Annotated in this window: 6 protein-coding genes; 4 read left to right on the top strand and 2 right to left on the bottom strand. The window is 66.8% G+C overall.

Annotated features, from left to right (window positions below; translation table 11 throughout):
* On the top strand, positions 1–2,352 hold a 2,352-nt coding region (gene mdoH, locus N7333_RS22705), incomplete at its 5' end, for a glucans biosynthesis glucosyltransferase MdoH (RefSeq protein WP_279859422.1).
* A gap of 191 nt (positions 2,353–2,543) precedes the next feature.
* A complete protein-coding gene (locus tag N7333_RS22700; protein WP_279859420.1) occupies positions 2,544–3,077 on the top strand; it encodes a cytochrome b in 534 nt (177 codons plus the stop codon).
* Between the two features lie 231 nt (positions 3,078–3,308).
* On the opposite strand, the gene N7333_RS22695 is transcribed toward N7333_RS22700, so the two are convergent.
* Positions 3,309–5,195, bottom strand: coding sequence for a UvrD-helicase domain-containing protein (locus N7333_RS22695; protein WP_279859419.1), 1,887 nt, complete (start codon positions 5,193–5,195; stop codon positions 3,309–3,311).
* A 149-nt stretch (positions 5,196–5,344) separates the two neighbouring features.
* Between N7333_RS22695 and N7333_RS22690 the strand changes: the two genes are divergently transcribed.
* Both N7333_RS22690 and N7333_RS22685 read left to right on the top strand, forming a co-directional pair.
* Positions 5,345–6,250, top strand: coding sequence for a DMT family transporter (locus N7333_RS22690; protein WP_129481635.1), 906 nt, complete (start codon positions 5,345–5,347; stop codon positions 6,248–6,250).
* Between the two features lie 130 nt (positions 6,251–6,380).
* Positions 6,381–8,444, top strand: coding sequence for a TonB-dependent siderophore receptor (locus tag N7333_RS22685; protein WP_096825888.1), 2,064 nt, complete (start codon positions 6,381–6,383; stop codon positions 8,442–8,444).
* A 21-nt stretch (positions 8,445–8,465) separates the two neighbouring features.
* On the opposite strand, the gene mnmC is transcribed toward N7333_RS22685, so the two are convergent.
* On the bottom strand, positions 8,466–9,613 hold a 1,148-nt coding region (mnmC, locus tag N7333_RS22680; RefSeq protein WP_279859418.1), incomplete at its 5' end, for a bifunctional tRNA (5-methylaminomethyl-2-thiouridine)(34)-methyltransferase MnmD/FAD-dependent 5-carboxymethylaminomethyl-2-thiouridine(34) oxidoreductase MnmC.

Below are 9,613 nucleotides of genomic sequence, written 5' to 3'. Positions count from 1 at the left end.
GACTCGGTGCCGGCGCGCCTGGCCCTCGGCTGGCCGGATGCGCTCGAGCACGGCTGCCGTATCGTGCAGGACCATCAGGGCCGGCCGACCATCGAGTCGGCGCCGCCGATCAAGCGCACGCGCATGGTGCCCGAGCCCTGGCAGACCAACATCCTGCAGCGCGGCTGGCGCCGCCTGAAGGGCAAGAAGCCGGCGCCGCGCCCGCGCACCCGGGAAACCGAGGACTTCGCCGAAGCGCGCTGGCGCCACGTCGCCGCCATACGGCGTACGGCGCTGTTGCTGTTAATGGTGACCCAGACCGTGGTCGCCACCTGGTACATGAAGTCCGTGCTGCCCTATCAGGGCTGGTCGCTGGTCGACCTCGGCCTGGTATTCGAGCAACCGCTGCGCGAGTCGGCGCGGCAGATCCTGCCGTATGTGGTACAGACCAGCATCCTGGCGCTGTTCGCCCTGCTGTTCTGCTGGGTGTCGATGGGCTTCTGGACCGCCCTGATGGGCTTCTTCCAGCTGCTCAAGGGGCGTGACCGCTACAGCATCTCGGCCAGCAGTTGCGGCGACGAGCCGATCTCGCCACAGGCCCGCACCGCGCTGGTGATGCCCATCGCCAACGAGCACGTGCCGCGGGTATTCGCCGGCCTGCGCGCCACCTACGAATCGCTGCGCGAAACCGGTCAGCTGGAACACTTCGACCTGTTCGTCCTCAGCGACAGCAACGACCCCGACATCTGCGTCGCCGAGCAGAAGGCCTGGCTGGAGCTGTGCCGCGAGGTGGACGGCTTCGGCCACATCTTCTACCGCCGCCGCCGCCGGCGGGTGAAGCGCAAGAGCGGCAACATCGACGACTTCTGCCGGCGCTGGGGCAGCAACTACCGCTACATGGTGGTGCTCGACGCCGACAGCGTGATGAGCGGCGAATGCCTGACCCGTCTGGTGCGGCTGATGGAAGCCAACCCCGGCGCCGGCATCATCCAGACCGCGCCCAAGGCCTCGGGCATGGACACCCTCTATGCGCGCCTGCAGCAGTTCGCCACCAGCGTCTACGGCCCGCTGTTCACCGCCGGCCTCAACTTCTGGCAGCTCGGTGAATCGCATTACTGGGGCCACAACGCGATCATCCGGGTCAAACCCTTCATCGAGCACTGCGCCCTGGCCCCGCTGCCGGGTACCGGCGCCTTCGCCGGCGCGATCCTTTCCCACGATTTCGTCGAGGCCGCGCTGATGCGCCGCGCCGGCTGGGGCGTATGGATCGCCTACGACCTGCCGGGCAGTTACGAGGAGCTGCCGCCGAACCTGCTCGACGAGCTCAAGCGTGACCGTCGCTGGTGCCACGGCAACCTGATGAACTTACGCCTGTTCCTGGTGCGCGGCATGCACGCGGTGCACCGCGTGGTGTTCCTCACCGGCGTCATGTCCTACCTGTCGGCGCCGCTGTGGCTGCTGTTCCTGCTGCTGTCCACCGGCCTGCTGGCGATCCATACGCTGATGGTGCCGGAGTACTTCCTGCAGCCCAACCAGCTCTATCCGCTGTGGCCGCGCTGGCAGCCGATGGAGGCCATCGCGCTGTTCTCCGCGACCATGACCCTGTTGTTCCTGCCCAAGCTGCTCAGTGTGCTGCTGATCTGGATCCAGGGCGCGGAAGCCTATGGCGGGCGCCTGCGCGTGCTGCTGTCGATGCTGCTGGAGACCTTGTGCTCGGTGCTGCTGGCACCGGTGCGCATGCTGTTTCACAGCCTGTTCGTCACCGCCGCCTTCCTCGGCTGGTCGGTGCAGTGGAATTCGCCGCAGCGGGTGGATGACGCCACGCCCTGGAGCGAGGCCTGGCGCCGCCATGGCTCGCAGGTGCTGCTGGGGATCGGCTGGACGGCGCTGGTCGGCTGGCTGAACCCGGACTTCCTCTGGTGGCTGGCGCCCATCGTCGTATCCCTGGTGCTTTCGCCGGTGGTGTCGGTGCTGACCAGCCGTACCGCGCCCGGCCTGGCGGCGCGGCGCAGCAAGCTGTTCCTTATTCCCGAGGAGCACCAGGTGCCGCGCGAGCTGAGCAATACCGCCGAATACGAGCGTCTGAACAGTTCGCGTGCGTTGCACCAGGGCTTTCTTCGCGCCGTGGTCGATCCGCTGTACAACGCGCTGGTCTGCGCCATGGCGCGCGCCCGCCATGCCAAGGTGGTGCCGGCTGCCGAGGCGCTGCGCGACGAGCGTATCGGCGAGATCCTCGCCGCCGGGCCGCAGGGTCGCGTCGAAGCCACCCGCTGGCGCCTGCTCAATGACCCTGACGGCATGGCGCGGCTGCATGCGCGCATCTGGCAGGAGCCGCAGCATCGCGCCTGGCGCGAGGCGCTGCGCGACGCCTGATCGTCCGGCCGCTGCTGCGCTTGCAGCGGCGTGCCGTGATGCCTTGGTGACATAACCTTTAACATCTGCGCTGCTCCCGGTATTCCGGGGGCAGGGCACCATTGCGTCTGCAACGGGTCTTTGCCACGGATGTTCGGACGCGCCGGTGCGTCCGCTCAGCGATTCACCTCATGACATTGGAGAGAACCGGGATGTCGCAACTGCATGATTGCGCGCAGCGCTACGGCAGCGTGAGCCGTGCGCTGCACTGGAGCATGGCGGTATTGCTCGCTTGGCAATTCGTCACCGTCATCGTTCATGTGCTGCTGGAAGACAGCGCCCTGGACAAGTTCGCCTGGGGCACGCACAAGGCCACCGGCCTGCTGCTGATGGTGCTGGTGGTCATCCGCCTGTGCTGGGCGCTGTACAGCCGCAACCGTCGGCCGGCGTCGGTCAGCACCCTGGCGCGGCTCGGCCACCTGACGCTGTACGGCCTGCTGTTCGTGATTCCCTTTATCGCCCTGCTGCGCCAGTACGGTTCCGGTCGGGAGTTCGTCGCCTTCGGCATGACCGTCATGCCCGGTTTCAGTGATCCCAAGATCGACTGGATGATCGCCCCGGCCAGCCTGCTGCACGGCAACCTCGGCTGGTTGCTGCTGCTTCTGGTGATCGGCCACGTGGCCATGGCGTTGTTCCACCGCTGCCAGGGTGGCGAGGATGTGCTGGCGCGGATGATAGGTCGCTGATTCGAGCGGCTATGGCAAAAGGCTTACACGCTTGGGCGGCAACCTCCACTGTTGCCAGCGCGAATCGATCTCTACTCTACACACATCCCCTGCAGCGACGGAGCGCTGAGGATCAAGGAAGATGACCAGGCCACGATGGCTACCGACAGGATGTCGGATGGTTGGGAAGAAACCCGCTTAGGCGGGTTTTTTGTTGCCTGCGAAAAAGTGCCGTCGCCGGTGCGCCGCCATCTAGCGGGCCAGGCATTGGGTCGCGCCCTGGGCCTTGCGCGTGTACCACAGCACCCGGCTCACGCCGCGGGTGATGGCCACATAGGCCAGGCGCCGGGTTTCGTCCTGCATGGCCTGGTCGTAGCTCCCGGCGAAGAAGCCGCACTGGGCGTAGAGCGCGTTGCGCAGCGGGTGCTTCTCCACCGGCAGGCAGTCGTCGAGGATGATCGCCACCTCTGCCTGCAGGCCCTTGGCGCGGTGGATGGTCAGGGCCTTGACCGGCAGCGCCTTGTCCAGCTGCGCGCGTATCTGCTGCAGCGGCTCGTTGCGCCGGCTGAGCAGCAGCACGGCGGTGCGGTCGGCGCCGGGGCGGCTGGCGGCATGGGCGCATTGCGCGCGAATCTCTTCGAGCAGCCGCGGCAGGCCGCTGGCCAGTTCGAAGCGCTGGATCAGCCTGACGCCGTGATCGCCCGGCTGCATCGCCCGGGCCGCGACGCAGGTCTTGGCCTGCTTGTTATGGACCTCGGCCAGCACCTTCTCGCCATCGCGGATCACCGGTTCGATGCTGCGGTAGTTGGTGTTCAGCAGCAGGGTGGTGCTCTTGCCGCGTCCGCGGCTGGGGAAGTGCCGGTCGAAGTCGATGAACAGCTCCGGCGAGCTGCCACGCCAGCCGTAGATCGATTGCCAGTCGTCGCCGATGGCCATCAGGCTGACGCGCTCGCCCGCAGCGTGCAGGCGACGGTGCACGGCCTGCAGCCACAGCACTATCTGCGGCGAGATGTCCTGGAATTCGTCGATCAGCAGGTGGCTCAGGGCGAGCAGGGCCGGGCCGGGTTTGTCGCCGGCGCCTTGCAGGCGCTCGCTCAATTGCGCGAAGGCGCCGTTGAAGCTGATCAGCCCCTGGCTGTGCAGCAGGGCGGTGAAGTGCTGGTGGAAGCGCTGCATGGTCTCGATGAAATCGCGCTCGCGGGGGCCGCAGGCCAGCGTCTTCAGGTCCAGACGGTCGAGGCGAATGCCGAGGCTTTCGGCAAAATCGATCTGCCCATGCAGCAGCTCGAACAGGGGCAGGGCGGCGAATTCGCCGAGCAGCTTGCAGGCATCCAGCGGCGCCTTGGCCTTGCCCTTTGGCGGCTCCTCGGGAGCCGGCAGTTTGAGCAGGCGATGGGTCAGGACGCGAAAGCGCGCGTCCTCGGCGTAGGCGTTCTGGTAGGCCTGCCTGAGCAGGCGCTGCTGCGCCGGGCGCAGGCGAGCGCCGGTGAGCGGGTTGTCCGGTTCTTCTGCGGGGTCGTCCAGTTGCTCGAACCAGCGCGGGTTGCCCAGGCACTCCTTGGCCAGCGTGGCCATGGCGGCGTGAAAGGTGCGCACGCACTGGTGCGCATCGTGCGGGTAGTGCCAGAAGCCCAGCAGGCGCTGCAGGCGCTCGCGCAACTCGGCGCAGGAGGCGTTGGTGAAGGAGATCACCGTCAGGCGCTTGGGGTCGACTTCCAGGTGGCAGAGCAGGAACACCACGCGCAGCACCAGGGTGCTCGATTTGCCCGAGCCGGCGCCGGCGAAGATGCGCGCCAGCGGGGCGCGGCAGAGAATCATTGCCCACTGCTCGTCCGACGGCGCACCGATCAGTCCGGCGCTCACCGCCTGGGCCACGCGCTCGCGCATGGCCTGCACCTGGGCGTCTTCGACCTTCAGCCGGGTTGCGGGGTAGATGCCGGCGGGGCCGGGTTTGCCGCCGGCATCCTTGCGGCTGCCGGTCTTCCTGCTGCCGCTGGCCTTCTTCTTGCTCTGCTTGCGCGCGGTTTTGCGTGGCTGCGCGGCTTCGCGCTCGGCGCGCAGGTAGGCGGTGGTGCGGGGGAAATAGCGGGCGAGGGCGCCGGATAGCAGTTGTTTGTAGCGCGCGACGGCAGAAAGCATGCGGTGAGAGTGGCCTGGCTGACAAAACCCGCATGATAAAGCCTGCGAGGCGATGGCAGGCAGTGATGGCGCATGGAGAAATGCGCAACTTTGTGCAAGCGGCGCCCGCGCGGCGGTTCCAGACTGGGGGCAGTCTTGGAGAACCTTCGATGAACCTGTCGCTATACCTGCTTACCGTGCTGATCTGGGGCACCACCTGGATCGCCATCAAATTGCAGATGGGCGAGGTGGCCGTGGCCGCCTCCATCGCCTATCGCTTCGCATTGGCCTCGGCGGTGCTGTTCGCCATGCTCTGGTTCAGCGGGCGCCTGCAGCCGCTGGATCGTCGCGGCCAGGGCATCTGCCTGGTGCAGGGCCTGTGTCTGTTCTGCCTCAACTTCCTGTGCTTCTACACCGCCAGCCAGTGGATCCCCAGCGGCCTGATCGCGGTGATCTTCTCCACCGCCACCTTGTGGAACGCGATCAATGCGCGGCTGTTCTTCAAGCAGCGCATCGCCGCCAACGTGCTGCTCGGCGGCGGCCTGGGGCTGGCCGGCCTGGGGCTGCTGTTCTGGCCGGAACTGGCCGGGCACGAGGCCAGCCGCGAAAGCCTGCTGGGCATCGGCCTGGCGCTGTGCGGCACGCTGTGCTTCTCCGCCGGCAACATGCTCTCCAGCCTGCAGCAGAAGGCCGGGCTCAAGCCGCTGACCACCAACGCCTGGGGCATGCTCTATGGCGCGCTGATGCTGGTGGGCATCTGCCTGGTCAGCGGCACGCCGTTCGCCTTCGAGTGGAACGCGCGCTACGTCGGCTCGCTGCTGTACCTGGCGATTCCCGGTTCGGTCATAGGGTTTACCGCCTACCTGACCCTGGTCGGGCGCATGGGGCCGGAGCGCGCCGCCTACTGCACGGTGCTGTTCCCGGTGGTGGCGCTGAACATCTCGGTGTTCGCCGAGGGCTATCAGTGGACGGCTCCCGCGCTGCTCGGTCTGGCCCTGGTGATGGCGGGCAATGTGCTGGTGTTTCGCAAGCCGCGCGTCTTGCCGGTGCCCGCTGCGCTGGCCATTCCGAAGTGAGGGTGGATGTCGGTGTCCATAATGGATTTTTTTAACATCTGATAATCGTTGTTATTTAAATTTTATTTACAACGTTCTAGAGTTCGCTCCTTTTTTGGGCTACGGCCGTTCACTGGGGGAGCGATTCACAATGTTTGTCGTCAGACGCAGTTACCTGGCGCTGGGCGTAGCCCTGGCCTTTACCCATCTACCCGCCCTGGCCGAGCGTGTAGAGCTGGAAGGCACCGAGGTGGTGGGCGACTGGCTGGGTGAGGCGAGCGAGCAGGACGTACTCAACCATGCCGGTGCGCGCAGCGTGCTGCGCCGCCAGCAGATTCAGGAAAGCGGCGCGAGCAGCGTGCGCGAAGTCTTGCGTCGGGTTCCCGGTCTGCAGGTGCAGGACAGCAACGGCACCGGCGGCAGTGACATCTCCCTCAATGTCGGCACGCGCGGTCTGACTTCGCGACTGTCGCCGCGCGCCACCATCCTGCAGGACGGCGTGCCCCTGGCGGTGGCGCCCTATGGTCAGCCGCAGCTGTCGCTGGCCCCCACCAGCCTGGGCAACATCGAGTCCATCGACGTGGTGCGTGGCGGTGGTGCGGTGCGTTATGGCCCGCAGAACGTCGGCGGCATCATCAACTTCGTTACCCGCGGGATTCCCGAGGAGATGGCGCGCGAGGTCAGCTTCCAGAGCGAATCGGCGCCGGCGCAGGGCGGTTTCCTCAACCGCAGCAGTGCCTTCCTCGGCGGCACCGCCGACAACGGTCTGGGCATGGCCCTGCTGTATTCGGGCGTGCGCGGCGATACCTTCCGCGAGCAGAGCGGCACGCGCATCGACGACGTGATGCTCAAGTACCGTTATGCCCTGAGCGAGATCGACGAGCTGTCCGGCAGCCTGCAGTACTACCGCGCCGACGCCGATATGCCGGGTGGCCTCACCGCCGCCGAATTCGAGCAGGACCCCTACGCCAGCAACCGTCCGTATGACAATTTCGAAGGGGATCGCAAGCAGGCGGTGCTCAAGTACAAGCGCAGCCCGGATGCGTTGAGCAGTTTCGAGATCACCAGCTTCTACAACACCAGCTACCGGGGCGCGGTGCTGGCCAACAATGGCGCCGATCGCCTGACCTGGCTGCGTGAGTTTCCCCGTCATTACGAGGTGTTCGGCATCGAGCCGCGCTATTCGCAGGTGCTGTTCGTCGGTGACAGCAGCCACGAAGTGGGCATCGGCTATCGCTACACCGAAGAGGATTCCTCCGAGAAGCGTTACGACCGCGTCAACTTCGGCACCGGCGGCAACCCTTACAGCGTACCGCGCCGCCTGGCCACTTCGACCAGCGCCAGTACCGAAGCGCACGCCCTGTACATCGACGATCGCATCGACATCGGCCGCTGGACCCTGACCCCCGGCGTGCGTTACGAACAGGTGCGGGTGACCTCGCGCAACCGCCTCAGCGGCGTCGATCAGGAGCAGCGCTACAGCGAGCCGCTGCCATCGCTGAACCTGATGTACCACCTGTCCGATGCCTGGAAGCTGTTCGCCAACGCCAACACCTCGTTCGGCAGCATCCAGTACTTCCAGCTGTCGCAGGACAGCGACCTGCAGGGCGAGAAGGCCTACACCTATGAGCTGGGTACGCGCTACGACGATGGCCTGTTGAATGGTGAACTGACGCTGTTCCGGATCGACTTCGACGATCAGCTGGAACTGGTCGATGCGGTCTGGCGCAATGCCGGCGAGACCCGCCACCGCGGTGTCGAGCTGGCCGGTGGTGTCGACTTCGCCGCGCTGGATCCGCGTCTGGCCGGGCTTTCCGCCTACGCCTCGCTGGTGCTGACCAAGGCCACGCGGGAGGAAGACGGGCCCAACCAGGGCAACGACGTGCCGTTCTACTCGCGCCAGGTCGCCACGCTGGGCTTGCGTTATGCCAGCGGCCCCTGGGTGTGGAACCTGGACGGCTACGCGCAGACCCGCCAGTTCGCCGACTCGGCCAACACCCGCGAGGAAAGTGCCGACGGCGCGCTTGGCGAGATCCCGGGCTATGCCAGCTGGAACGCTCGCGGCCAGTACGATTTCGGCAACGGCCTGACGCTGGCCGCCGGGGTCAAGAACCTGCTCGATCGCCAGTACTACACGCGTTCCACCGATACCAACCGCGGCAAGTACCTGGGCCAACCGCGCACCTTGTACGTGCAGACCAGCCTGAGCTTCTGACCCGGGCCGGCTCGCCCAGCCTCAAGTGGGCGAGCCGGTGCCGCGAATCAGCTGGCGCAGCATGAAACGATTGGGGTGGCAGGCTTCGGCCACCTCACGCGGCAGCGGCAGCGGTTCGTCCTCCAGCCAGGCGGCGATCAGCTCGCCCGCCAGCGGCGCGGTGATCAGCCCGCGTGAGCCATGGCCGCTGTTGATATACAGGCCATCCAGCCAGGGGCAGGGCGTTTCCGGCACTTGGCGGGCGTCCTTGGCCAGCACGGCGTAGGCCTGGTTGAAGGCTTGGCCAGCGGCCAGAGGGCCTACCAGCGGCAGGTAGTCCGGGCTGGTGCAGCGAAACGCGGCGCGGCCTTGCAGCGTCGCCGGATCGAGCGTCTGTGTATCCAGGCGCTCGGCCAGGTCCTGAGAAATCTCCCGTAGCAGCTCGAGGTTGCCGGCGTGCTCGGCCACGCTGGGCGTCAGATCGTCGCTGTGGAAATCGAAGCTGGCGCCCAGGGTGTGTTCGTCGTCGCGCGCGGGGGCGACGTAGCCTTCGGCGCAGACCACGGTGCGCAGCGCACTGCTGGATTCATTGGCCGGCAGGCGGCTGATCTGCCCGCGAATGCGCTTGAGCGGCAGATTCGCCTCCGGCAGCAGGCGGCCGATCTCCGCGGCGCAGGCCAGGATCAGCACCGGCGCTTCGGCCAGCACGCCGTTCTGTCCTTCGACGCACCAGCGCTCTTGCTGACGACTGAGGCTCAGCGCCTCCTGATAGGGGCGCAATTCGATCAGCGGGTGCTGCACCAGTTGCCGGCACAGGGCTGGCGGGTGCACCCAGCCGGCATCCGGGTAGAACAGGCCGCCGGCTGGCAGACCGATGCCGGCGCGCGCCTCGGCTTCGGTCTGGGGCAATGCGTGCAGCAGGTCGCTGGGGAAGGCCGCGGCCAGCTTGTTCTGGCGCTCGGCTTCCTTGGCATCGAAGGCCAGTTGCAGCACGCCGCAGGCATCCCAGTCGCTGCCGCGCTGTAGGCGTTCGAGCAGGCGGCGGGTATGGCCGAAGCCGGCGACGATCAGCCGCGACAGCGCCGTACCATGGGCCGACAGCTTCAGGTAGAGCACGCCCTGGGGGTTGCCCGACGCTTCGCGGGCGACGTCGTCATGGCGATCCAGCAGGGTCACGCGCCAGCCACGTG

It is taken from the genome of Pseudomonas sp. GD04158, from assembly GCF_029834875.1.
Lineage (GTDB): Bacteria > Pseudomonadota > Gammaproteobacteria > Pseudomonadales > Pseudomonadaceae > Aquipseudomonas > Aquipseudomonas hydrolytica.
The sequence above is the reverse complement of the archived record's forward strand: the minus strand, read 5'-3'. Positions and strand labels throughout refer to the sequence as shown.